Source organism: Roseibium sp. RP-7, from assembly GCF_053005225.1.
Window position 1 is genome coordinate 221,901 of record NZ_JBRKQA010000001.1, and the last position, 24,136, is coordinate 246,036.

The following is a 24,136-nucleotide window of genomic DNA, read 5'->3' on the forward strand; positions in this document are numbered from 1 at the left end:
GCGTTATAAAGACAGTTTCCGCGCAACGTCGGTTGCCTTGGGGTGTGTATAGCGGAACAGCATCCGGGGATCCTTGTGCCCGCTGATCATGGCGACTTCCGGAACGTTGAGACCCATTTCGAAGAACCGGCTGACCGCCTCATGTCTGAGATCATGAAATCTCAGGTCATCGAGTTCGGCTCGCGCTTTTGTCCGCTCCTAGGCCAGACGCAAGGCGTTGGCGGAGATCGGGAACACAAGACCGGTTGAAGTCGCACAATCCTCAAGCACCGCTAAGGCTGACTTGGAGAGCGGTATCGTTCTGGGATCTCCATTCTTTGTTTCCCGGATCTTTGCGGTCCGACTGTCCTTGTCTATGTCCGCCCATGTCAGCTTGAGGATTTCTCCTCGGCGCATTCCTGTCGCCAGGGCAAACTGAATGACTGGTTTGACAAACTTGTTGCGGCACTTGTCAGCGGCAGTCAGAAGAGCCTGGAGTTCCTTGGGAGAGAGCCTCCGCTCACGTGCCTTGCCGTCAGAGGGAACCTGGATGTTATGAACCGGGTTTTCCTTGAGAGGTGCGTCCCATTCCTTGCGGGCGACCTCCAGACAGTGGCGCAGGATAACGAGCTCCCGCCTGACGCTTGAAGGGCTCACAACGCGAAGCCGTTCGTCGCGGTAACGCGCAATGGCGGAAGAGGTGAGTTTGCTGATCGGAATCCGCGCAATGTCATGCTGCAGCAGTGTCTTGAGCCTGTACCTTTCGGCGACCTCGCCGCGCTTCCTGGGGGTGATTTCCTTCCGATAGCGAAAAAGCAGGTCGGACAGGGGTGGGGATTTTTGTGCACGTGGCATTATCCCGAAGTCTTCCCGGTCCAGGGCAACTTCTGTCTGTTTTGCCCAGAGCTCTGCGTCGGCTCTCTTGAGGAATGATTTTGTAATGGGCGCGTGGCCCTGACGGCGGACCTGGGCTTGCCAGCTCTGTCCGCGTTTTCGAATGGTAGCCATTCTCGTCTCCGTCACTGTGACACCAGTGTGACAGACCGATCTGAGTTGGCTTTCGAGGGTATCGAGTGATCTTCCAAGTAGTTGAAATTACTTGTCAAATCATGGCGCACCCGACAGGATTCGAACCTGTGACCTCTGCCTTCGGAGGGCAGCGCTCTATCCAGCTGAGCTACGGGTGCTCTTCGCGCGCGCAATGGCTGCACGGCGGATAGAGGGGTCTGATACAAGATCCGGCGATCCGGGGCAATCGCTTTCTGAAATTTTGGACAAGATATCGGCGGGGTTATCGGGGCTGGATGAACGCCGGGTTATCTGCGCAGCTGCCGGTGGTTTTTGGGTGCTCGAGCCTGGCTGGTTAGGGAGAAACTGGCCGGACAGAGTAGGGCGGGTCGCGTTTGACGCGGGAGCGCGAGGAAAAAATGGCCGCAGAGGTGATAGGGCGGCGGGGTTTGTGCGTAGGAAGGCCAGGACCGGAAAAAACAGAGCCCCATGACCGAGACCAACCACTGCCGTTCGCTTGTACTTGTGCTGGGAGACCAGCTGAGCCTTGACATGTCCAGCCTGAAGCGGGCCGATCCGGCCCACGACAGGGTGCTGATGGTCGAGGTGATGGCGGAGGCCACCTATGTGCGCCATCACAAGAAGAAGATTGCCTTCCTGTTTTCCGCCATGCGCCACTTCGCTGAAGAGTTGAAGGAAGCCGGCTGGACGGTGGATTACGTCAAGCTGGATGACCCTGCCAACAGCGGCAGCTTCAAGGGCGAGGTGAAGCGGGCCTGCGAACGCCTGCGGCCACAGCGGCTGGTGGTTACCGAACCCGGCGAGTGGCGGGTCTTGGAGGACACGCGCTCCTGGTCCGACGCTTTCTGCCTTCCGGTGGAGATCCTGACCGACACGCGGTTCTTCTCAACGGTGGCGGATTTTCGGGCGTGGGCGGACGGACGCAAGCAATTGCGCATGGAGTATTTCTACCGCGAGATGCGCCGTTCCACCGGCCTGCTGATGGACGGTGACAAGCCTGCGGGGGGCAAATGGAACTATGATGCGGACAATCGCAAGCCTGCGCAGCCGGACCTGTTCATGCCAGAGCCGAAACGCTTTAAGCCGGACGCTATCACGCAAGAGGTGCTGGACCTGGTCGCCAGTCGATTTTCCGGGCACATAGGCGACCTTGAACCATTCTGGTTCGCGGTGACCCGCAAGGACGCGGAAGAGGCCTGTGAGCACTTCCTGGCCGACATGCTGGCCGATTTCGGAACCTATCAGGATGCCATGCTGAGCGGCCGGAAGTTTCTGTTCCACTCGGTACTGTCGGCCTATCTGAATGCCGGCCTGCTGGATGCCAAGGTGTTGTGCCGGAAGGTGGAAGAGGCATGGAAAGCGGACAAGGTTCCGCTCAATGCCGCCGAAGGGTTCATCCGGCAGATCCTTGGCTGGCGGGAATATGTGCGCGGCATCTACTGGCTGAAGATGCCGGACTATGTCGACAGCAACGCACTTGGTGCCGACCGTCCGTTGCCCGATTTCTACTGGACCGGACAGACACGCATGCGCTGCCTGTCGGAAGCGATCGGCCAGACCTTGGAAGAAGCCTATGCCCACCACATTCAAAGACTGATGGTGACAGGCAATTTCGCCCTGCTGGCGGGCGTCAGGCCGAAGGAAGTGCATGAATGGTATCTGATGGTCTACGCCGACGCCTATGAATGGGTGGAAGCGCCCAACACCATTGGCATGAGCCAGTTCGCCGACGGCGGGCTTCTCGGCTCCAAACCCTATGTATCGAGCGGCAACTATATCGACCGGATGTCGGACTATTGCGGCGTATGCTCTTATGACGTGAAGCAGAAGACGGGGCCGAAGGCCTGTCCGTTCAATGCGCTTTACTGGGACTTTCTGGACCGCAACAAGGAGGTGCTCAAGGGCAATCCGCGGCTCGGTCAGCCTTACGCGTCCTGGCACAGGATGGGGCCGGAAAAACAGCAGTTACTCAAGGAAAGTGCTGCGGACTTCCTGAAACGTCTGTTTGAGGGGGAGGAGGTCTGAAACTGGCGCGTCCGCGTAAGCAAAAAACAGAGGCTATCAAGGGCTGTTTCGAGCCGGTTACGGCGGGATGAGGAATGTTACAAAAAAAACGCGCAGCCGTTAGACTGCGCGAATAAAGTTACTGTGCACGTGGCCCCATCGACCACGGCGGCAACTCTAGCGGCATCTTTCTCGATTGTCATTACCGTAAAATATTTTATTTTTTGATTCACTGTAATGCGACTGATCGTTATTCATACTGAGTCATATATGAAATAATGTGTCGTACAAATTAATTCATTAAATTCAGCGCTTTAAATTTGTCATACAATTTGGAAGCGCCGTTGCGGCAAGGAAATGTTGTCTTTCCTGCCGCAAATTTATTGGCAAATTTGCTTATATTCGGAAGAAATTTTCCCGGCTTTGCTGGAAAGTTTAACGCGCGTGATGCCTCTGCGGACAAAACCGAGCTCTTTTGCTGCCGCCCAGGTCACATCTATAACACGGCCCTTGGCAAAGGGGCCCCGGTCGTTGATACGGACCGTGACAGTCTTTCCGTTGGCAAGATTGGTCACATCCACCAGCGTACCGAAGGGGAGGCTCCTGTGGGCTGCGGTCAGTTGGTTGGGGTTTGCGCGTTCACCACTGGCGGTGGTGCCGCCGAGCTTGTACCAGGACGCTTTCCCGCATTGTTGATAGACGCCCGCCTGAGCACCGCTGACGACACCTGCTGCTGCAAGCAAGGCACCCGCCAAGGCAACGCGCGATAAGTGCCGCGCGAGAACAATTCTCTTCATGATAGTCCCCCTGGGGCAAGTGAGCCCGCCCCGATCGATCTTGAACACAGTTTCGTGACGACGCTGGTAACATTCCGTAGCGGCGCCTTTGCGTCGTCAGGGTGATCAAAATGTGGCAGTTTTCGGGGCAAATGAGGCGTTAGTATAAAATAAACATAAAATTTTAAATACATTTGCAATAGTCGCATTAATTTTTGATTTACTATAAAAATTCTAAGAGTTGTGGGTAGTTTTTCTGTTTCGGTTTTGCCAACTGAACTGTGTTAGTAATTTTTACATAGGAGCGGCGCATGTGTGTATTGATTAGCGCCATTTTAACGGCAATTTGAAAGGGCGGTCTGGTGCAAGTCAGCCATCGGTTCTTAAGCGACCGGCTGGAACAATCCGGTCGTGCGGAAAATAATACTCTTACAGGCTTCCACACGTCCCTGCTGGAGGTTCTTCCTCATGCTGCGGCCTATGTCGCGCAGGATGGCAGCGTCCTTGTCCACAACAAGCAGATGAAGGCGCTTTGCGCCGCAAAAGGTGTCTTTCCGGTGCCGGTCAGCCTGCCGTCGCTTTTGTCGGAAACCAGTTGGCGGCGGTGCGAGGCGGTTCTGTCGGCGGCTTTCAGCGGTGTTCCGGCGCAGGCGAGCGGGGCCATCCTGCTGCAGTCAGGCGAAACCTTCTGCCACCACATGATTTGCACATCCTTCGTCTCCCTCTCGGGCGAGCGCCAGGCCGTCCTGGTCCAGTTCGATCTGGAAGAACACGGCCAGGACGAGATCGCTACCCTGTCAGAGCCGGCGCGAAATGAAATCCGCTCCGCAAAGTCCGCAAGGGATCTCGATCTTCTGGAGCATTTTCCGGACGACGTTCTTGTGTTCGACGGTTCCGAAAGCCTCGATGAAATGGCGGGAAAGCTGCTGAAGCTGATCAACAGCGACTATGAAATGGACCTCTTGGCCGAAGCCCTGGAAAATCTGGAAGGCGAACTGCCGCAGACCCTTTATATTCCGGAAAATCGAAGCTTCCAGGCAGCAGGGTACGTGGCCGATCGCCAGATGTGCGAAGTGCGGCTCGTTCCCATTCCCGGTTCGGTGAAGAGTAAGCCGGGCATGGGTGCCTCAATGGCGGTTATCCGGCGCAATGTCGACTGCCCTCAGGAAACCGCCGAAAACAGGCGCCTGGCGTATCTCGACCCACTGACGGGCCTGGAGAACCGCCGTGCCTTTACCAAGGCCTTGAAACGTGAGCTGACCCGGCTTGCCGCAGAAGATGAAATCGGCCTCGCCGTTCTTTATATCGATCTCGACGAGTTCAAGAAGGTCAATGATCTTGGTGGCCACGACGCGGGTGACGACATGCTCCAGCGTGTCGCGGCTTGCCTGCGCCTGACCTTGGGTGAATTCGGTACAGCCGCCAGGATCGGCGGTGATGAATTTGCCGGCATGGTGCCGGTGGTCAACGAGGAAGCCGCTCTCGATATCGCCGAGGAAATTCTGGCCGGTTTTGACCGTATCCGCCTGGAGGTGGGAGACCGGGTGTTCACCATTGGCGGGTCCATCGGTGTGGCGTTCCTCGACAGCAATGTGAAGCTGCGTGAAGGTGATGCGGCAGCTCTTCTGGGGCTGGCCGACCGGGCATGTTTGCGCGGCAAGCGATTTGGCGGCCGTTCCGTGCAGGTTCATTCTGTGCAGCCGCAGGATTGCGAAGGGGCGGGTGGTGAGCTGGCGGACCTACCGGAGCCGGGAAGTTTCCGCGGCAACGAGCTGACGCTCTATGCGATGCCCATCGTCTGCCTGAAACGGAACAGGGCCTGCGGTTCTGAAATCCTTCTGCGCCTGCAGGGAGATCGTGCCCGGGGCCTCTCTTCACGTGCCTGGATCTCGGCTGCCGAACGCTCCGGTTTCATTGCACAGGTGGATGCCTGGACGCTGGACAAGGTGCTGGACGCGGCAGAACGCAATCCCGACCGTACCATCCTGACGATGAACGTCTCGGCTGAATCCGCCCGCGATCCGATCTTCCGTGACGGGCTCTATCATCGTTTGTCGGTCAATCCGCTGCTGGCATCCAAGCTGTGCCTTGAAATCGCGGAAAAGGATTTTCTGCGGGAGCCGGCGAGCGTTCAGGCGTTTTTCAAGTTCGTGAACGAACTGGGGTGCCAGACCGCCATTGACGATTTTGCCGGACACTGGCCGGTCCTGTCGCGGTTGACCAACCTGCGTGTCGAATGGCTGAAGCTTGAATCGAGCCTCACTCAGCAGGTGGTGGAAGAGCCCGCCAAGGCGGCCATCCTGAACGGGCTGGTACGCGCCGCCCACGAGCTCGGCATCAAGGTGATCGCCAAACATGTGGAAACGGCGGAAGAGGCCAGTCTGCTGAGGGAGCTCGATATCGAGGCGGCACAGGGCTTCTTTTTCGGTCGGCCAGAACCCTGGCCCGGCGGTTGAACGAAACCTGAAATCGTAAAAAAAAGCGGCGCAAAGCGCCGCTTTTTTGTTTGTTTGCCAGGGCCTTAGATGTCGAGGTTGGCCACGGCCAGGGCGTTTTCCTGGATGAATTCGCGCCGCGGATCGACCTCGTCTCCCATCAGTTTGGTGAAGATGTCGTCGGCGTCGTCCGCCTCGCGCACCTTCACCTGCAGCAGGGAGCGGACATTCGGGTCAAGCGTCGTTTCCCAGAGCTGTTCCGGGTTCATCTCGCCGAGACCCTTGTAGCGCTGCAGCGAGATGCCCTTCTGGCCGGCGGCGTAGATCTGGTTCAGCAAGGCGCGAGGCCCACGAATTTCCGTCGAGATATCCTTGCGCCGCAAGACGGCGGCCTTGCCGTAGATCTCGTTCAGATGGCCTGCGTGTGCTGCAAGGCGGCGTGCGTCCGTGGAGCCAAGCAGGGCAGCGTCAATCGTGGCGGCTTCCTGCACGCCGCGAACCATCCGTTTGAACACAAGGCTGCCGTCGTCCCGCGCTTCGCCGGTCCAGCCCCGTTCGAATTCGTCGGCCAGGATGTCCATCCGGCGGGCGATATAGGTGGCAGCTTCCTCAGCCTTGCCCTGATCGTCCAGGATTTCCGGTGTCAGCGCACCCGCAATCGCAGCCTGTTCGACAACATCGCGGTTGTAGCGTGAATGCAACCCGTCGAAGATGTCGGAAATGATCCGTGCGGTTTCGGCGACGGTACGAAGGTCCTGGCCGGTGCGAACCTCGCCGTTGGCAAGCGTCAGCGAAGCTTCGTCCAGACCCTGTCCGATCAGATAGTCTTCCAGCGCCTTCTGGTCTTTCAGGTACTGTTCGGACTGGCCGCGCTTGACCTTGTAGAGCGGAGGCTGCGCAATATAGATGTAGCCGTTTTCGATCAGCTCCGGCATCTGGCGGAAGAAGAACGTCAGCAGCAGGGTGCGAATGTGCGCGCCGTCCACGTCAGCATCGGTCATGATTATGATCTTGTGATAGCGCAGCTTCTCGACGTTGAATTCTTCCTTGCCGATCCCGGTTCCAAGCGCCGTGATCAGCGTGCCGATTTCGTTCGAGGACAGCATCTTGTCAAAGCGTGCCCGTTCCACGTTGAGGATCTTGCCGCGTAGAGGCAGCACGGCCTGGTTTTCGCGGTGACGGCCCTGTTTGGCCGAGCCGCCTGCGGAATCACCCTCCACCAGGAAGAGTTCGGCCTTGGAGGCGTCGCGCTCCTGGCAATCGGCAAGCTTGCCGGGCAGGGAGGCGATGTCGAGGGCGCCCTTGCGGCGCGTCAGCTCGCGTGCCTTGCGGGCGGCTTCACGTGCCGAGGCCGCTTCCACCACCTTGGAGACGATTGTCTTGGCCGGCGCGGGGTTTTCCTCGAGCCATTCGCTCAGGATCTGCGAGATCAGGTTTTCGACCACCGGACGCACTTCGGAGGAAACCAGCTTGTCCTTGGTCTGGGACGAGAATTTCGGATCCGGCACCTTGACGGAAAGAACGCAGGTCAGGCCTTCACGGCAGTCATCGCCGGAAAGGTTCACCTTTTCCTTCTTCATCAGGCCGGTTGCTTCCGCATAGCCGGTAACCTGCCTGGTCAGCGCAGCCCGGAAACCGGCAAGGTGAGTACCGCCATCGCGCTGCGGAATGTTGTTGGTGAAGCACAGCACATGTTCATGATAGCTGTCGTTCCACCACATGGCGGCTTCGACCGTGATGCCGTCACGCTCGGCCCGCATGTTGATCGGCTCCTCGATCAACGGATGTTTGGCACGGTCCAGATAGCGCACGAACGCTTCCAGGCCGCCTTCGTAGAACAGCTCCTCGACCTTGTCCTCAACGCCGCGCTTGTCCGTCAGGATGATGCGGACGCCGGAGTTCAGGAAGGCCAGCTCGCGCAGCCGGTGTTCAAGGGTGCTGAAATCGAACTCGGTCTTGGTGAAGGTTTCCGGTGACGGCAGGAAGGTCACCTCGGTTCCTTTTCTGCCGTTGGCCGGCCCAACCACCTTGAGCGGTGCCTGGGCATCGCCATGGGCGAAGGTCATGGAGTGTTCTTCGCCGTTGCGCCAGATGCGCAGTTCCAGCTTTGTCGACAGCGCATTGACCACGGAAACGCCCACGCCGTGCAAGCCGCCGGAGACCTTGTAGGAGTTCTGGTCGAACTTACCGCCCGCGTGCAACTGGGTCATGATGACCTCGGCAGCCGACACGCCTTCCTCCGGGTGCAGATCCGTCGGAATTCCGCGGCCATTGTCGGATACTGTAACCGATCCGTCCGGGTTGAGCGTCACGGTCACATGGTCGGCGTGGCCGGCCAGCGCTTCGTCGATGGCGTTGTCGACCACCTCGTAGACCATGTGGTGCAGACCGGAGCCGTCATCGGTGTCGCCGATATACATGCCGGGCCGCTTGCGCACGGCATCGAGGCCCTTGAGGACCTTGATGCTGTCGGCACCATATTCGGCACCGCCATTGGTTTCGGGGGTCGGGCTGCTCTCAGGCGTGGACGTGTCGCTCATGCGAATCAATCACCAATCGATTTATCTTTTCCACCCCCGTTATACGGGGTTCCGGCGGGGGTTCAACCACGTGCCGGCCATAGCCAAGCCAGCGAAGGGATTCTGGTGGAAAACCATAAGATTCCGGCGGATTTAAGGGGCCTCGCCTCGCTTCAGCAGGCGGCCCTGCTGCTCCCGGATCTCAAACACTTCGGCATCCGCCGGCAAAGCCTCGAAAAGGGCCTCGTCCGTACCGGTCATGAAGACCTGTCCGCCAAGGGAATCCAGCTTCGAAAACAGGGCCGAACGACGGTCAGGATCGAGATGCGCGGCGACTTCATCAAGCAGCAGGACAGGCGTCATTCCCGACACCTTTGCCGTCAGTTCGGCATGCGCAAGGATAAGGCCTATCAGCAGCGCTTTCTGTTCCCCGGTCGAGGATTGCGAAGCCGGCATCGCCTTGGCCGCGTGATGAACGGTGAGATCGCTCAGATGCGGTCCGTTGAGCGTGCGCCCGGCGGCCCGGTCGCGGTGTCGGCCGTCCTGCAGCATCTGGCGGTAGCGATCCTCCCGGTCGGAGGCACTCAAACCGGCGGTTTCCGCCTCGAAGGCACCGTCAAGGGAAACCGAAGCATGGGGAAACGGCAGGTCCTGGGCTGCCTGGCCGGCAATCATGCGGCTGAGCAGGTCGACGGTCTCTGCCCTGGCGATGGAGACGGCGGTGCCGAGCTCGGCGACCTGCTGTTCCAGCGCGCTGAGAAATGCATCGGAGCCGCCCTGATCGAGAAGGCGGTTGCGTTGACGAAGGGCGTTTTCGAAGTCGCTGACCCGGCGGCCGTGGGTCGGGTCGATCGCCAGCGTCAGCCGGTCAAGAAAACGGCGACGGTCGGAGCCGGGGCCGGTGAACAGCCCGTCCATCGACGGCACGAGCCAGAGCACTCGCATGTAGTCCAGAAGACTTTCCGAGCCGCGAACTTCCTCGCCGTCGATACGCACCTTGCGCCCGGAGGTGCCGGCCACCAAACCTGTGCCGATTTTGGTTTCGAACCCATCCAAGAGAACTGTTGCGGCAACACTCCAGCTGCCATCGCCGTCCTTGCGCGCAATGTCGGCAAGGGCCGCCCGGCGCAGGCCGCGGCCGGCAGTCAGAAAGGATATGGCTTCCAGAATGTTGGTCTTGCCGGCGCCATTGGGGCCGACAAAGGCGACCATCCTGGCCGCCATCGGCAGTGTCAGCGTGCTGTAGTTGCGGAAGCCGGTCAGCGACAGACGGGTCAGCCGCGCCGTCCGGTAATCTGTCATGACCCCACTTCCGCTACTGTTTGGGCGTGCCGGCTAGATCAGACCCGCATCGGCATGAGAACGAACAGGCAGTCGTCGACCGTGTTGTCCTGAATGAGGGTCGGCGAGCCGCTGTCCGCCAGACGGAACAGGGCCGTATCGCTCGAAAGCTGGTTGGCAATGTCGAGCAGGTAGCGGGAGTTGAAGCCGATTTCCAACGGATCGGCATCATATTCGACGGCAAGTTCTTCCGTCGCGCTGCCCGAATCCGGGTTGTTCACGGTCAGCACCAGGCGACCTTCGGTCAGTGACAGCTTGACGGCGCGGCCGCGTTCGGAGGAGATCGTCGACACGCGGTCGACGGCTTCCTTGAACTCGTCCCGGTCGACGCGCATTTCCTTGTCGTTGTTCTGCGGGATCACCCGGCCGTAGTCCGGGAAGGTGCCGTCAATCAGCTTGGACGTCAGGATGACGGAGCCGGTCGTGAGGCGGATCTTGGTATCGGAAAGCTCGACCTGGACATTGGCTTCCGGGTTCTCGAGCAGTTTCTGGATCTCGCCAACGGTCTTGCGCGGCACGATGATGCCAGGCATGCCGGCCGAACCGGAAGGCGCCGGCACTTCTGCCTGGGCCAGACGGTGGCCATCTGTTGCAACAGCGCGGAACTGGAGACCGGAGCCCGCGTCTACCGTGTGCAGGTAGATACCGTTCAGATAGTAACGGGTCTCTTCGGTCGAAATCGCGAACTGGGTCGCGTCGATCAGCTTGCGGATATCGGCGCCTGTTAGTGCGAAACCGTGGCTGAAGTCGCCCGCGGTCAGGTCTGGGAAGTCGGTTTCCGGCAGCATCTGCAGGGTGAACTTCGAGCGGCCGGCGCGGATTTCCAGCGTGGCGTTGTCGCTGGTGGTTTCCAGAACCACTTGCGAGCCTTCCGGCAGCTTGCGAACGATGTCGTAGAACATGTGTGCCGGAACGGTGGTCGCGCCCGGCAATTCAATCATGGCCGGAACGCTTTCAACGATTTCCAGATCAAGGTCCGTTGCCTTCAGGTTGATCGCGCCGCCATCGGCGCGCAGAAGAACGTTCGACAGGATCGGAATGGTATTCCGGCGTTCGACCACGCGGTGAACATGGGTCAAGGACTTGAGGAGGTCGGTCCGCTCGAGGGTCGCTTTCATACTCTCGTTCCGTACTCATGAAGCGCCTGGCTGAACTGCCGGGCTGATTGAATATTCTTGGCTCCGGTGTGGAGCGGGGTGGACGACACTGCCCTTAACCGGCTCCAAAAGCAAGGGGGCGTTCTGCCCGAACGCCCCCAATTTTGGTAGAATATCGTGTATTTTAACCTTGGTTTAGCGCGATCCGGGATCAGGCTGGCGGATGCCCGTTTGAATTCCGGCAGGCATCCGCAAAAGGCCCGTTTCCGAAGCTTGCCGCCTCAGGCGTCAAGCATGCGCTTGAGCAGTTCCAGCTCCTGCGCCAGGGCATAGTCGGCACGCGCCATTTCCTCGATCTTGCGGACAGCGTGCAGAACCGTTGTGTGGTCCCGGTTGCCGAACCGGCGACCGATTTCCGGCAGCGAGCGCGGGGTCATCACCTTGGCAAGATACATGGCGATCTGGCGCGGGCGAACGATGGTCCGGGTACGCCGGGCCGACAGCAGATCCGCCTTGGTGACATTGTAGTGTTTGGAAACCACCCGCTGGATGTCCTCGATCTTCACCCGGCGCGGCTCGCTGGAGCGAACCAGGTCGCGCAGGGTCATCTCGGCCATTTCCTGCGTGATCGGCTGGTTGGTCAGCTGGTTGTGCGCGATCAGCCGGTTGAGCGCGCCTTCAAGGTCGCGGCCGGAGGAGGCAACATGACGCGCGACATAATCCAGCACACCTTCCGGAACGTCGAATTGCGGGTAGGTCTTGCGGGCTGTATCGACGCGCGTGGCCAGGATGTTCCGGCGCAATGCGAAATCCGGTTCCTGAATACCGACCACCAGACCGCCGGACAGGCGTGAGCGGACACGGTCGTCGAGAGTATCAAGTTCGGACGGCGCGCGGTCTGCGGCCACGATCACCTGGCGAGCCCCGTCGATGAGGGCGTTGAGGGTGTGGCAGAACTCCTGCTGCACCTGTTTGCCGTGCAGGAACTGCATGTCGTCGATCAGCAGAAGATCGATCGTGCGCAGGTTCTCCTTGAAGGCCAGTGCGGACTGGGACTTCAGGGCGGCAACGAATTTGTACATGAAGTGCTCGGCCGTCAGGTAGAGCACCTTGCGACCGGACGCCCGTGCCTTTGCGGCCACGGCTTGCATCAGGTGGGTCTTGCCCAGACCGACGGAGGCATGCAGGTAAAGCGGATTGAATGTGACCGCGCCGCCGGCAGCAACCTGCCGGGCCGCAGCCAGGGCCAGATTGTTGGACTCGCCTTCGACAAAGGTCTCGAATGTGTATTTCGGATCGAGCGCCGCACCTTGCAGGACGTCACGAGCGTTGTCCGAGCTGGTCTCACCTCGGCCGAGAGCCGCGGTTGCCGCCTGGGCCCGGGTTACCTGTGCCGCGTCGGAAAGTGCGTCGGAACGGGTTTCTGCAGTCGCCGGCTTGCTGCCCTGGGGTGCTGCGAGGCTCGGCTTGGCAATCGGGGTCTGACGTGGGCGGATTGCGCCGCGTACTGTCAGTTCGATGCGGTGAACGTTGTCACATTCACGCTGCCAGAGACCCATCAGCTGATCGTTGTAGTTGTTCTGAATCCACTGCTTCAAAAACCGGGTCGGAACAGACAGACGAACGGTGCCGTCCTGATGTTCCTCGAGGTCTACACGTGCAAACCAGCTGGTAAAAACATCATCGCCCAATTCTGCGCGAAGCTGTTTCTTCACCCGTTTCCACTGTTCGGAGCCGCCTGCCTCCTGAACCTGCATGTTATCTGCCTCCTGTAAATGTGAAGAACAGTCCGCCACAGCCGTTCTTCGACGCCTTGCTGCTTTTGCAGCATTATAATGTCCCTTTTGGGACGGTTATTTATATGGCGAAGGAAAATCTCCCTTCACCTGACCCTGTCGATGGGCAGGGTAACTAACTTTGAATCCAGGGCAATCCGGCGGCCTTCCAGCCGGACTGGGTCCCACGGTGGCCATCCGGGCCGAGTGGGCCCTCGAAACCATCGGAGATATTGAAGCACTGCGTAAAGCCGGCCTGCGTCAGGGCGATCGCAGCTGCTTGGCTCCGTGCTCCGGAGCGGCACAAGAAATAGATTGGCGCGTTCCGGTCAAGTCCTTTTTTGACCAGAACATCAGAAACCGATTCCGCGAATGCCGGATTGGGTCCGGTCGACGGAAAGCTCTGCCATTCGGCCAGGATCGGCTCCTTGCCGAGCGGACGAAGGTCCGGCACCCCGACAAAGGACCATTCGGCCTGTGTGCGCACGTCGATAAGAGTTGCTTCCTGCTGCCCGGCAAGGCCGTCAAAGGCCTCCTGCGCAGTCACGTTTCCTGCATATCCACCCTGAAATTGCAAAGCCGCCCCCTTCAATAGCGTGACGCTATTGATCAAAAGTATTCTTCAAGATTTTCTTGAGAAAGAAGTAGGTTACTTCAGGCTAAATGCCTGAGTGTTCGAATACGCTAACGTATTCATTCCGTGAACTGGATTTGATGTGCTCAGCGATGGTCCGGTTTAACTTTTTCATTGTTTTCCAAGCACCGTTTTTAAGTTGGTCGCTGGTCTTACCCGCCAGCCGTATTGTTAATATACAGACCGCGACCGAAGGGGCAACAGCGGGTTTTTGCGAATGGCGGAAAGTGCCGGTTTCTCCCCCCGCGTCACTGTGTTTTTGGCCCCTGCTGGCGAGCGAGCAAATGTGTTTTACCGCAATGACTTTTCGCTCTGAAGCGCCCTGTCACATTTCAAAAACAACAATTTCAAAAAAAATTTCGGAACTGATAGCTTGACTCGTATCGAATCCGGATTGATCGCCTTCTCTCAATGGTACATGTGCGTAAATATCTGAAAAATAAACGTTTTTCCTGACACTATTATACTCGGTAGAAATTGCAATATTGCGCGTATGAGTTGTCAAATTTCGTCATCCACAAAATTGCGTGGCTAAAAAAAACCCGGCACTGTGGCCGGGTCTTTTTAACGGTCGTATGACGGGTCGGTTACGCGCTGAGTGCCTTGATACGGGCATTGAGGCGGGAAACCTTCCGGGAGGCCGTGTTGGCATGCATCGTGCCTTTGCCGGCAGCACGCATGATTTCCGGCTGCGCAACCTTGAAGGCTTCGTTTGCAGCGGCCTGATCGCCGGAAGCAATTGCTTCCTCAACCTTGCGCAGGAACGTGCGCACGCGGCTGCGACGGTCTTTGTTCGTGGCCGTCCGGCGGGCAATCTTGCGGGCCGCCTTCTTGGCCGATGGTGTGTTGGCCATGGGCTCTATCCTGATCGGTAATTGGGACTAGTGTCCGGTGGCGATCGGGACAAGGGAGCCAAAGCTGCAAGACCCGATCAAAAAACAACGGCGGCGGAAAACCGCCACCGATTGGGCGCTGCTTATAATCGCGCTTTCGGACGCCGTCAACGGCTTTATCGTTGAACGCCGTAGTTTATTTGTTCCGGAACTGCGGCGTACGTTTCTCGGTGAAGGCGCTCATGCCTTCGTTCTGGTCTTCCAGGGCAAAGAGGGCCTGGAACACGCGCCGTTCGAAGCGGACGCCTTCCGACAGGGTGGTTTCATAGGCGCGGTCGACACTTTCCTTGGCCATCATGACGACCGGCAGAGAGAAATCGGCGATCTTTTCAGCCGCTTTCAGCGCTTCTTCAAGCAAGTCATCCGCCGGAACGATACGGCTGACGAGACCGCTGCGCTCGGCTTCTTCCGCGTCCATCATGCGGCCGGTCAGGACCATTTCCATGGCTTTGGACTTGCCGACGAACCGCGTCAGACGCTGGGTGCCGCCGGCGCCCGGAATAACGCCGAGCGTGATTTCCGGCTGGCCGAACTTGGCCGTGTCCGCGGCGATGATGAAGTCGCAAAGCATGGCCAGCTCGCAGCCGCCGCCAAGCGCATAGCCCGCCACGGCGGCGATGATCGGCTTGCGGTTGCGCGAAACCCGGTCGAAGGGCGTGATCAGGTCCGTCTGATAGGCGGACGAAAAATTGTGCGGCTGCATTTCCTTGATGTCGGCACCGGCGGCAAAGGCCTTTTCCGAGCCGGTGATGACGATACAGCCGATCCGCTCGTCCGCATCGAACCCGTCAAGCGCCGTGCCGAGTTCGGCAACCAGGGCCGAATTGAGTGCATTCAAGGCTTTCGGCCGATCCAGAGTGATCAGACCGACTTTTCCGCGTTTTTCGACGCGGATGTTCTCATATCCCATGTTGCCCGCTCCCAGTGCTGGAAACCGCGGCGGGCCGGATGACCAGGTCTTTCTCGAGCCCGGCTCCTGGTGCCTGCGGTTTCCTGGACGTGTACTTCACCGGCAATGCCTACCCGAGGTCGGGCGGGTCTGGCAAGCTTGACCGATAGGACAAGTCAGCTCTGGCAGGCCGGACAGTGGAAGGTTGACCGGTTGGACTGGACCAGCCGGGCGACGGTGCCCTTGCAGCCCGGTGTTCGGCAGGCCTGGCCTTCGCGGTCGTAGACGGCAAACGAGTGCTGAAAGTAGCCAAGTGTACCGTCTGCCTGGGTGTGATCGCGCAGCGAGGACCCGCCCGCCCGGATGGCGTCTTCCAGGGTGGCGCGGATATTTGCGGCCAGTTCTTCCGCCTTTTTTGTCGGCCTGCCTGTTTTCGTCACCAACGTGCCGGCAGCCCGTTCCGGGCTGAGCCCGGTGCGCCAGAGCGCTTCGCACACATATATGTTGCCAAGGCCCGCAATCAGTTTCTGGTTGAGCAGGGCCGCCTTCAGCGGCGTCTTCCGGCCATTGAAAAGCCGCGCCAGTGTTTCGCCGCCAAGGTCGTTGCCGAGAGGCTCCAGGCCGAGCTCACGGAAAAAGGGATGGTCTGCAAGCACGGGACGGGCAATGAGATCCATGAAGCCGAACCGGCGCGGGTCATTGTAGACGATCCGGGCTCGCCCGCCGTCAATTGTCTCCAGATGGAAGACGACGTGGTCGTGTTTGGGGTCCTTGCTGCGCGCATGGGCAAAGGCGCCCGGCGTATCCGCGGAAAGATCGTTTTCGATCCGGAACGATCCAGACATACCAAGGTGCATGACCAGAACATCGCCGCTGTCGACATCGCCCAACAGGTATTTCGACCGGCGCGACAGCACGGTCAGCCTTCGTCCGGTCAAGCGGTCGGCGAAACCGTCCGGAAAAGGAAAGCGCAGGTCCGGCCGGTTCTGGTCGACCTTGGCAATCAGAGCCCCTTCGAAAGTGGGGGCAAGGCCGCGCTTGACGGTTTCGACTTCCGGGAGTTCGGGCATGAGAGGTCTGGTATCCGCTGTCATGGCAGGCTATAGGCCTGCGGCATATGGTTTTTGGTGGCCGGCACAGATAGCGCTCGCCAATGGCTTGTACTATGGTCCGGCGCACTTTGAAGATAGTTTCGAAACGGCAATCCGCCAGCTCTTTCAACAGGTGGCTTGTCCAACGGGTAAGAAGTGATCGAACCCGCCGCCGCCCGGCAGTCTTGTCGCGGCGCGGGGTGATCTTGGAGGCGCTTTCATGACGCAACAGGCACAGGGGCATTCGGCCAGGTCGAACCGCGCACCGGAAGAAATGCCGACCAGTTTCGGCTTCACCAAGGTTGCCGAAGGGCAAAAGCAGGCACTGGTGGACGATGTGTTTCACAAGGTTGCCGAGCGCTACGACCTCATGAACGACCTCATGTCCGGCGGCCTTCACCGGGTCTGGAAGGATGCCATGGTCTCGTTCCTGGCACCGCCCAAGACAGCTGCCTCCAACTGGCGGCTGCTGGATGTGGCCGGCGGAACCGGCGATATCGCCACCCGCGTGGTTCGCCGGTCCAACGACACGGCCCGTGCCGTGGTGTGCGACATCAACGAAAGCATGCTCGGCGTCGGCCGCGACCGGGCCGAAAAGGCTGGTCTGTCGGATCTCATCACCTTCAGCCAGGGTAATGCCGAGGAGCTGCCGTTTCCCGACAAGAGTTTCGATGCCTATACGATCGCCTTCGGCATCCGCAACGTCCCGGATATTCCCAAGGCGCTGCGGGAAGCGCGCAGGGTTCTGAAGCGGGGTGGCCGCTTCATGTGTCTGGAGTTTTCCGAAGTCGACGTGCCGATGCTCGACAAGGTCTATGACACCTTTTCCTTCAACGCGATCCCGGCCATGGGCCGCTGGGTGACAGGGGACGGTGACCCCTACAAGTATCTGGTGGAATCGATCCGCAATTTCCCGAACCAGGAACGTTTTGCGGACATGATCCGCGAAGCCGGGTTCGAGCGGGTCGGCTACCGCAACTATTCCGGCGGTATCGCCGCCCTGCATTACGGCTGGAAACTCTGATACATGGCCCTTCCCGTGATGCCTTTTCTCCGCCTGGCGCGGGCGGGTTTCGTGATGGCGCGCGAGGGCGTTTTTGGCCTCGTTTCGCTTCCGGACCTGCCGGCCGGGCCTCGGTTCGCCATTGCCATGGCGCGACTTCTGGAGCGCCGGTCGGTTCGCAACAAGCGGGCAGACCTTCGCCTGTCCGACGCGCTGAACAAGCTTGGACCGTCCTATGTGAAGCTTGGCCAGTTCCTGGCGACCCGGGCCGATGTGGTCGGCAAGGAAGCCGCACGCGAACTGTCAGCCCTTCAGGACCGGTTGCCGGCGTTCGATCATGATGCGGCCTGCGCCGCGGTAGCCGAGCAGCTTGGCAAGCCGCTCGATGAGGTCTTCGTTTCCTTCGGCGAAGCCGTTGCCGCTGCCTCGATTGCCCAGGTTCATCCGGCCGTGATCCTCGATCAGGACGGCACGGAGCGAAAGGTTGCGGTCAAGGTGCTGCGGCCGGGCGTTTCCCGCCGCTTCCAGCGCGATCTCGAAAGCTACTACCTCGTCGCCCGCCTGGCCGAACGGTTCCATCCGCCCTCGCGGCGCCTTCGGCCGGTTGCGGTCGTGGACACGCTGGCCCAGTCGGTCGCGATGGAAATGGACTTCCGTCTGGAGGCCGCGGCCCTGTCGGAAATGGCCGAGAACACCGCTGACGATCCGGGGTTCCGCGTTCCGGCTGTCGAGTGGCTGCGCACCGCCAAGGGCGTGTTGACCATGGAATGGATCGACGGCCGCAAGATGTCGGACGTCGAGGGCCTCAAGGAAGATGGCCATGACCTGGAAGCGCTGGGGGCTGCCGTCATCCAGAGCTTTCTGCGCCACACACTGCGCGACGGCTTCTTTCATGCAGACATGCACCAGGGCAATCTCTTCGTTGAGCCCGACGGCACCCTGGTTGCCGTCGACTTCGGCATCATCGGCCGTCTCAACAAGCGCGAACGCCGGTTCCTGGCAGAAATCCTGTTCGGCTTCATCACCCGCAACTACCGAAGGGTGGCGGAGGTGCATTTCGAGGCCGGCTATGTGCCCGCGCATCAGGATGTCGACATGTTCGCCCAGGCGATCCGTGCCATCGGCGAGCCGATCCACGGTCACGATGCCAGCGAAATCTCCATGGCCCGCCTGCTGACCCAGCTGTTCGAAGTGACGGAACTCTTCGAGATGAGCACTCAGACCCAGCTGATCATGTTGCAGAAGACCATGGTCGTGGTCGAAGGCGTGGCGCGTTCGCTCAATCCCAATCTCGACATGTGGCGGACGGCGGAACCTGTTGTCGGCACCTGGATCAAGGACAACCTTGGTCCGGTCGGCAAACTGCGTGATGCCGGTGATGCGCTGTCGGCACTGGCGCGCATCGCCAACGACATGCCGCTCTTTGCCGACAGGATCGGTCGGATGTCGGAAGAGCTGGAAAGGATGACACAGGGCGGCCTCAGGTTCGACGACGAGACCGCAGTAGCAATTGGCCGTGCAGAGGCACGTCACACCCGCTCGGGGCGGGTTGCCTTGTGGGTCATTGCCGCCTGTGCGGTCGTGGCGACCTACATGCTTTTCTGAGGCTCGGCCGGCACTCTGAAGGTTCAGCCGGGCATTGCGTCCAGCAATGTCTGTCGCGCGTCCGCGATATGGCGGGCCAGAATGTCTGCCGCCTGGTTTTCCGCGCGTGATTTCATCGCTGCCACCAGGTCTTCATGGTCCTTCAGCCACCTGTCGGTGAGTGTCGGCAGAACGCCGTAGCCGGCAATATGAATGCGGCAGGTCCGTCGAAGATCCTCGATCATTGCCAGCTCTCTTGGGCGTCTTGCAGGCATGTAAAGGCTCTTGTGAAAGGCCCAGTCGCCGTCGGCCCACCGGTCGGTTGCCGCGTCGATGCTGGAGTGGGCAAGGGCTGCTCCAATCTTCACAAGATCGTCTGCTTCCAGCCGCCGGATTGATTGCCGCAGGCAATCGGTCTCCAGAAGCACGCGCAGATGGTAGACCTCATCAATCTCCGCGTGGGTAAGACTGATCACTCGAGCCCGTCGATTGCGCTCAAGGTCGATCAGGCCCCGGGCGGCCATCAGCTGCAGGGCGTCGCGCACGGGAATGCGACTGACCGAAAAGCGAGCAGCAAGCTCTCCCTGTTTCAGTTCCTCACCCGGCCGGAAGATCCCGGAGACGATATCGGTTTCGAGCGTGGCTGCGATTTTTTCTGCGGACATGGCGCCTCCCGAAATTTCCAATAGAGCCTTGACAGCAGCCTGTAAATCAAAAATGTATAAATGTATACATTTTGGAGGAAGCATGAGCAAAGAGCACGGCTACACATCCCTCATCCACTGGACGGGAAACCGGGGCGAGGGGACGAAGAGTTACAGGTCCTATGACCGAACCTGGGAGATACGAACACCTGGAAAGCCTCCGGTCTCCTGTTCGAACGACCCGCTACTGGGGGGAAATCCCGCGCTCCATAATCCGGAGGACTTGCTCCTGTCCTCCCTGGCGAGCTGCCATATGCTCTGGTACCTGCATCTGGCAAGCGATGCTGGCATTGCCGTCATGGGTTACGAGGACGCGCCGGAAGCGACGGGGGAAACCGAGCCCTCGGGTGCTGGCCGTTTTCTGCGCGCTGTGCTGAAGCCGGTCATCACCGTGCCCAAGGGCACGGACCTGGCAACGGCCGATGCGATCCACCACGAGATCCACAAGGTCTGCTTCATCGCCCGCTCGGTGAATTTTCCGGTGAGCTTCGAGGCAACCTACGTGGAAACGTAGGAATTCAGGGCGGAGTGACGCGCCGAAGGGTCAGGTTGATCCGGCCGCCGTTTTTCAGAAGCGTCGAAGTTCCCTTCAACACGCGATCGATACCGTGAAAGGCCAGTCGAGCCTCACCGCCAAGTACGACGACGTCACCGGATTGAAGGCGGAAGGATTTGGTCGGATCCTTCCTGTTCACGCCGCCAACACGGAAGGTCGCAGTGTCTCCCAGGGAAACCGAGACGACCGGGGCTTCGAACATCTGTTCATCCCTGTCCTGGTGCAGACCCATGCGGGCGCTGGGATCATAGAAATTGATCAGGCAGGCTTCGGGTGGTGGCGCCGTTCCGGCAACGTCCATCCACAGGTGCGTCAAGGCATCCGGCATGGCCGGCCATGGCCGGCCGGTTTCGGGGTGCGCCGGCTGGTAGCGATAGCCTCGGATATCCGACACCCAGCCGAGCGGACCGCAGTTGCTCATGCGCACCGAAAAGGGCTTTCCGGTTTTCGGCATTACCGGCTGGAACAAGGGCGCTTCGGCGACGATCGCGCGAATATGTGCCAGAAGCTGTTCCTGGCCCTCGCGGTCGAAATAACCCGGCAGATAATAAAGCCCGCTCAGGCCGTTTATGGGAATTTCCTGCATGGTCAATTGTCGCCGGTTGTCAGTCGCCCCCGCCGCAACCGCTGCAGCCGGAGCTGCCACCGCCGCCTCCGTCACCGCTGCTGCTGGTGCCGCAGCCTGAGCTGCACCCGGAAGAATTTCCACCGGTCGATTTCTTGAAGAGGATGATCAGCACCACGGCGATGATAAACAGGGAAATCAGGAATTCGGCCGTGTGCATGGTGGCCCAGTGCCAGACCATGTTGCGCAGTCTCTCGATGAGGGTATCGCCTTGCGCCTCGCCATGGGCAAAGGCCAGCCTGGTGCCCAGAAGCAGTGACATGACGGCCAGCAGGGCGCAGTGGACGGCGGTGGGCGCATTCGCAACCTTCCCGGCAAGTCTTGCGAGCTGGTTCGGCCAGTCCGGCTTGCGGATGATCCACACATCCTGCGCATTCACGCGGACAAAGCCCGGTGCCTTGCCGAACCGGATGTCCTCCGGTGGCCAGATGTCCACAGGCGGGTCGCCGAATTCCGACCGGTAAAGCCGGAGCGTTCTTGCATAGGCCTGCCGGAACCGGACTTCCTGTTCCGGGCCGCCCTTTGTCGGCATGTGATGCAGTGGACCTTCGAGCGCTTCCTTGAATGGGCCCCAGTAATGTCTAGTGTAGGTCAGGTGCAGATGCCAGGCCTGGTCCACTTCGTCGCTCGGCGTCACGATGCCTTCACCAAGCCGGCTGAGATAGGCAAACCGCAGATATTCGACAACGACCCGTCCCGCAAAGCTTTTGCTCCAGCCATTGTCTCGGGCAAGGCGCGCGGAGAACGGGAAATCCGCTTCCACATCGTCCGGGTGGCAGGCTTGAAGCCGATTCCAGAGGCTGGGATCTTGCAATTCGGATCTCCTTTCCGCGTTGCCATTGCGGTGACGGGGCGATGTTAACCGTATTGTCCGCAAGGTTTGAGCAAAACCTCGCCTCCATGTGCCGATTGCATGTGGAATTCGCAAAGCTGACAATGCTGGTAACGATCTGGGAAGAAATATCGGCGAAGAACGGAAGGTCTGTGAAATGTCAGTGGACAGATGTCTTGCAGGCAAAGTTTCATCCACCTATATAGCGGTCAAGCTTCGCGCCAAATCATGAGCCTAGCGTTCTGGCGCGATGTCCGGGGGAACCCGGAACCCAACTGAGAGGAGCCGGAATGACGCCTTTTTGGGTCTATCCGGTTTGCTAGAAAGAGAGGCAGATATGGCAAAGGTCATTGGTATCGACCTCGGCACGACGAACTCGTGCGTCGCCGTCATGGACGGCAAGGATTCCAAGGTAATTGAAAACGCAGAAGGCGCCCGCACCACCCCGTCGATGGTGGCCTTCTCCGACGATGGCGAGCGTCTCGTCGGCCAGCCGGCAAAACGCCAGGCGGTCACGAACCCGACCAACACCCTTTTTGCAGTCAAGCGCCTGATCGGTCGCCGGTACAGCGATCCGACCGTCGACAAGGACAAGAAGCTTGTCCCGTTCGAAATCGTCAAGGCCGACAATGGCGACGCATGGGTGGAAGCCAACGGCGACAAATACTCCCCGTCCCAGGTGTCCGCTTTCATCCTTCAGAAGATGAAGGAAACCGCAGAGAGCTATCTCGGCGAAAAAGTGACCCAGGCGGTGATCACCGTTCCGGCATACTTCAACGACGCGCAGCGCCAGGCAACCAAGGATGCCGGCAAGATCGCGGGTCTTGAAGTCCTGCGCATCATCAACGAGCCGACGGCAGCAGCTCTTGCCTACGGTCTCGACAAGAACGACGGTAAAACCATCGCGGTCTACGACCTTGGTGGCGGTACGTTCGACGTCTCCGTCCTGGAAATCGGCGACGGTGTCTTCGAAGTGAAGTCCACCAACGGCGACACCTTCCTCGGCGGTGAAGACTTCGACATGGTTCTCGTCGACTACCTCGCGTCCGAGTTCAAGAAGGACCAGGGCATCGACCTGAAGAACGACAAGCTGGCCCTGCAGCGCCTGAAGGAAGCTGCGGAAAAGGCGAAGATCGAACTGTCGTCCTCTTCCCAGACCGAAATCAACCTGCCGTTCATCACGGCGGACGCTTCCGGTCCGAAGCACCTGACGCTGAAACTCACCCGCGCCAAGTTCGAGTCGCTGGTTGAAGATCTGGTCAAGCGCACCATCGAGCCGATGAAAGCCGCTCTGAAGGACGCAGGTCTTGCTCCCGGTGAAATCGACGAAGTGGTTCTGGTCGGCGGCATGACCCGCATGCCGAAGATCCAGGAAACCGTGAAGACCTTCTTCGGCAAGGACCCGCACAAGGGTGTGAACCCGGACGAAGTCGTGGCCATGGGCGCTGCGATCCAGGCCGGCGTTCTGCAGGGCGACGTCAAGGACGTTCTGCTGCTCGACGTGACCCCGCTGTCGCTCGGCATCGAAACGCTTGGCGGTGTCTTCACCCGTCTGATCGATCGCAACACGACGATCCCGACCAAGAAGAGCCAGGTGTTCTCGACCGCTGAAGACAATCAGACGGCCGTGACCATCCGCGTCTTCCAGGGTGAGCGCGAAATGGCTGCGGATAACAAGATCCTCGGTCAGTTCGACCTGGTCGGCCTGCCGCCGGCACCGCGCGGCGTTCCGCAGATCGAAGTCACCTTCGACATCGACGCCAACGGTATCGTCAACGTGTCCGCGAAGGACAAGGGCACCGGCAAGGAACAGCAGATCCGCATCCAGGCCTCCGGCGGCCTCAGCGACAGCGACATCGACCAGATGATCAAGGACGCTGAATCCCACGCCGATGAGGACAAGAAGCGGAAGGAACTGGTGGAAGCCAAGAACCAGGGCGAATCCCTGGTCCATTCCACCGACAAGTCCCTGAAGGACTACGGCGACAAGGTTTCCGAGGACGACAAGTCCGCGATCGAGACCGCGCTTGCCTCCCTGAAGTCTGCTCTTGAAGGTGAAGACCTGGAAGACATCAAGGCCAAGACCCAGGCTCTGGCAGAAGCTTCCATGAAACTTGGCGAAGCCATGTATCAGGCAGCTCAGGCTGACGCCCAGGCAGAAGACGGCGAGGAAGCCGATCCGAAAGCCAAGGCCGAAGACGATGTCGTTGATGCGGATTTTGAAGAAGTCAAAGAAGACGACGACAAAAAATCCGCATAACCGAAAAATACCAGCCAGCCGGGTTCCGGCTGGCTGGTCCAATCCTGGCGCCGGTCGCTCGACTGCCTGATGAAAGGGCACTTGTGCGCGGCGCCTTCGCCGTAATTGGC

18 protein-coding genes, 1 tRNA gene and 1 pseudogene are annotated in these 24,136 nt (G+C 59.7%); 6 read left to right on the forward strand and 14 right to left on the reverse strand.

What is annotated here, in order from left to right; genetic code table 11:
- Positions 1–3: 3 nt before the first annotated feature.
- Positions 4–987 (reverse strand): annotated as a pseudogene (locus tag ACVDG9_RS00965) (site-specific integrase).
- Between the two features lie 102 nt (positions 988–1,089).
- Positions 1,090–1,166: transfer RNA gene (locus tag ACVDG9_RS00970), tRNA-Arg, on the reverse strand.
- A gap of 310 nt (positions 1,167–1,476) precedes the next feature.
- On the opposite strand from ACVDG9_RS00970, the gene ACVDG9_RS00975 reads away from it, so the two are divergent.
- On the forward strand, positions 1,477–3,033 hold the full coding sequence (locus ACVDG9_RS00975; protein ID WP_447237093.1) for a cryptochrome/photolyase family protein: 1,557 nt from the start codon (positions 1,477–1,479) through the stop codon (positions 3,031–3,033).
- A gap of 359 nt (positions 3,034–3,392) precedes the next feature.
- On the opposite strand, the gene ACVDG9_RS00980 is transcribed toward ACVDG9_RS00975, so the two are convergent.
- Positions 3,393–3,809 (reverse strand): septal ring lytic transglycosylase RlpA family protein, encoded by a 417-nt coding sequence (locus ACVDG9_RS00980; RefSeq protein ID WP_075281742.1) that lies wholly within the window; start codon positions 3,807–3,809, stop codon positions 3,393–3,395.
- A 341-nt stretch (positions 3,810–4,150) separates the two neighbouring features.
- Between ACVDG9_RS00980 and ACVDG9_RS00985 the strand changes: the two genes are divergently transcribed.
- A complete protein-coding gene (locus ACVDG9_RS00985) occupies positions 4,151–6,244 on the forward strand; it encodes an EAL domain-containing protein (RefSeq protein ID WP_447237094.1) in 2,094 nt (697 codons plus the stop codon).
- Between the two features lie 65 nt (positions 6,245–6,309).
- On the opposite strand, the gene gyrB is transcribed toward ACVDG9_RS00985, so the two are convergent.
- The 8 genes from gyrB to mutM all read right to left on the reverse strand — a co-directional run bounded on the left by gyrB (position 6,310) and on the right by mutM (position 16,441).
- The gene (gene gyrB / locus ACVDG9_RS00990; protein WP_447237095.1) at positions 6,310–8,763 is read right to left on the reverse strand and encodes a DNA topoisomerase (ATP-hydrolyzing) subunit B; all 2,454 of its coding nucleotides are present in this window, start codon (positions 8,761–8,763) and stop codon (positions 6,310–6,312) included.
- Between the two features lie 132 nt (positions 8,764–8,895).
- Positions 8,896–10,044, reverse strand: a complete 1,149-nt coding sequence (gene recF, locus ACVDG9_RS00995) for a DNA replication/repair protein RecF (protein ID WP_447237096.1) — start codon at positions 10,042–10,044, stop codon at positions 8,896–8,898.
- Between the two features lie 38 nt (positions 10,045–10,082).
- Positions 10,083–11,201, reverse strand: a complete 1,119-nt coding sequence (dnaN, locus tag ACVDG9_RS01000) for a DNA polymerase III subunit beta (protein ID WP_022999149.1) — start codon at positions 11,199–11,201, stop codon at positions 10,083–10,085.
- Positions 11,202–11,461: 260 nt separating this feature from the next.
- Positions 11,462–12,937 carry a chromosomal replication initiator protein DnaA gene (gene dnaA, locus ACVDG9_RS01005; RefSeq protein WP_077291058.1) on the reverse strand — a complete coding sequence of 492 codons (1,476 nt, stop codon included), beginning with the start codon at positions 12,935–12,937 and terminating at the stop codon, positions 11,462–11,464.
- A gap of 154 nt (positions 12,938–13,091) precedes the next feature.
- Entirely contained in the window at positions 13,092–13,502 is a 411-nt protein-coding gene (locus ACVDG9_RS01010; protein ID WP_077293214.1) for a rhodanese-like domain-containing protein, read from the reverse strand.
- A gap of 674 nt (positions 13,503–14,176) precedes the next feature.
- Positions 14,177–14,443, reverse strand: a complete 267-nt coding sequence (gene rpsT / locus ACVDG9_RS01015) for a 30S ribosomal protein S20 (protein WP_022999146.1) — start codon at positions 14,441–14,443, stop codon at positions 14,177–14,179.
- A gap of 175 nt (positions 14,444–14,618) precedes the next feature.
- On the reverse strand, positions 14,619–15,392 hold the full coding sequence (locus tag ACVDG9_RS01020; protein WP_022999145.1) for an enoyl-CoA hydratase: 774 nt from the start codon (positions 15,390–15,392) through the stop codon (positions 14,619–14,621).
- 155 nt (positions 15,393–15,547) lie between these two features.
- Positions 15,548–16,441: a bifunctional DNA-formamidopyrimidine glycosylase/DNA-(apurinic or apyrimidinic site) lyase gene (gene mutM / locus ACVDG9_RS01025; RefSeq protein ID WP_447237097.1), complete on the reverse strand. Its 894-nt coding sequence runs from the start codon at positions 16,439–16,441 to the stop codon at positions 15,548–15,550.
- Between the two features lie 241 nt (positions 16,442–16,682).
- On the opposite strand from mutM, the gene ubiE reads away from it, so the two are divergent.
- Together ubiE and ubiB are read left to right on the forward strand one after the other, a co-directional pair.
- A complete protein-coding gene (gene ubiE / locus ACVDG9_RS01030; protein ID WP_022999142.1) occupies positions 16,683–17,486 on the forward strand; it encodes a bifunctional demethylmenaquinone methyltransferase/2-methoxy-6-polyprenyl-1,4-benzoquinol methylase UbiE in 804 nt (267 codons plus the stop codon).
- A 3-nt stretch (positions 17,487–17,489) separates the two neighbouring features.
- Positions 17,490–19,070: a 2-polyprenylphenol 6-hydroxylase gene (ubiB, locus tag ACVDG9_RS01035; RefSeq protein WP_447237098.1), complete on the forward strand. Its 1,581-nt coding sequence runs from the start codon at positions 17,490–17,492 to the stop codon at positions 19,068–19,070.
- A gap of 23 nt (positions 19,071–19,093) precedes the next feature.
- Here the strand turns inward: ubiB and ACVDG9_RS01040 are convergent, their stop codons facing one another.
- Positions 19,094–19,714, reverse strand: a complete 621-nt coding sequence (locus ACVDG9_RS01040) for a GntR family transcriptional regulator (protein WP_447237099.1) — start codon at positions 19,712–19,714, stop codon at positions 19,094–19,096.
- A gap of 82 nt (positions 19,715–19,796) precedes the next feature.
- Here ACVDG9_RS01040 and ACVDG9_RS01045 point away from each other — a divergent pair, with 82 nt between their 5' ends.
- Positions 19,797–20,267, forward strand: coding sequence for an OsmC family protein (locus ACVDG9_RS01045; RefSeq protein WP_168686547.1), 471 nt, complete (start codon positions 19,797–19,799; stop codon positions 20,265–20,267).
- Positions 20,268–20,271: 4 nt separating this feature from the next.
- On the opposite strand, the gene ACVDG9_RS01050 is transcribed toward ACVDG9_RS01045, so the two are convergent.
- On the reverse strand, positions 20,272–20,895 hold the full coding sequence (locus ACVDG9_RS01050) for an alpha-ketoglutarate-dependent dioxygenase AlkB family protein (protein ID WP_447238272.1): 624 nt from the start codon (positions 20,893–20,895) through the stop codon (positions 20,272–20,274).
- Between the two features lie 19 nt (positions 20,896–20,914).
- Complete coding sequence (locus ACVDG9_RS01055; RefSeq protein WP_447237100.1) at positions 20,915–21,748, reverse strand: glycine-rich domain-containing protein; 834 nt, start codon at positions 21,746–21,748, stop codon at positions 20,915–20,917.
- A gap of 355 nt (positions 21,749–22,103) precedes the next feature.
- Between ACVDG9_RS01055 and dnaK the strand changes: the two genes are divergently transcribed.
- Positions 22,104–24,026 carry a molecular chaperone DnaK gene (gene dnaK / locus ACVDG9_RS01060; RefSeq protein ID WP_022999135.1) on the forward strand — a complete coding sequence of 641 codons (1,923 nt, stop codon included), beginning with the start codon at positions 22,104–22,106 and terminating at the stop codon, positions 24,024–24,026.
- Positions 24,027–24,136 lie beyond the last annotated feature (110 nt).

Bases quoted from the DNA above. Each gene is read 5' to 3' on its own strand.
- ACVDG9_RS00980 (WP_075281742.1), bottom strand. From the start codon at position 3,809: ATGAAGAGAATTGTTCTCGCGCGGCACTTATCGCGCGTTGCCTTGGCG.
- ACVDG9_RS01050 (WP_447238272.1), bottom strand. From the start codon at position 20,895: ATGCAGGAAATTCCCATAAACGGCCTGAGCGGGCTTTATTATCTGCCG.
- dnaN (WP_022999149.1), bottom strand. From the start codon at position 11,201: ATGAAAGCGACCCTCGAGCGGACCGACCTCCTCAAGTCCTTGACCCAT.
- ACVDG9_RS00975 (WP_447237093.1), top strand. From the start codon at position 1,477: ATGACCGAGACCAACCACTGCCGTTCGCTTGTACTTGTGCTGGGAGAC.
- ubiB (WP_447237098.1), top strand. From the start codon at position 17,490: ATGGCCCTTCCCGTGATGCCTTTTCTCCGCCTGGCGCGGGCGGGTTTC.
- dnaA (WP_077291058.1), bottom strand. From the start codon at position 12,937: ATGCAGGTTCAGGAGGCAGGCGGCTCCGAACAGTGGAAACGGGTGAAG.
- dnaK (WP_022999135.1), top strand. From the start codon at position 22,104: ATGGCAAAGGTCATTGGTATCGACCTCGGCACGACGAACTCGTGCGTC.
- ACVDG9_RS01045 (WP_168686547.1), top strand. From the start codon at position 19,797: ATGAGCAAAGAGCACGGCTACACATCCCTCATCCACTGGACGGGAAAC.
- ubiE (WP_022999142.1), top strand. From the start codon at position 16,683: ATGACGCAACAGGCACAGGGGCATTCGGCCAGGTCGAACCGCGCACCG.
- recF (WP_447237096.1), bottom strand. From the start codon at position 10,044: ATGACAGATTACCGGACGGCGCGGCTGACCCGTCTGTCGCTGACCGGC.
- rpsT (WP_022999146.1), bottom strand. From the start codon at position 14,443: ATGGCCAACACACCATCGGCCAAGAAGGCGGCCCGCAAGATTGCCCGC.
- ACVDG9_RS01020 (WP_022999145.1), bottom strand. From the start codon at position 15,392: ATGGGATATGAGAACATCCGCGTCGAAAAACGCGGAAAAGTCGGTCTG.
- mutM (WP_447237097.1), bottom strand. From the start codon at position 16,441: ATGCCCGAACTCCCGGAAGTCGAAACCGTCAAGCGCGGCCTTGCCCCC.
- gyrB (WP_447237095.1), bottom strand. From the start codon at position 8,763: ATGAGCGACACGTCCACGCCTGAGAGCAGCCCGACCCCCGAAACCAAT.
- ACVDG9_RS01040 (WP_447237099.1), bottom strand. From the start codon at position 19,714: ATGTCCGCAGAAAAAATCGCAGCCACGCTCGAAACCGATATCGTCTCC.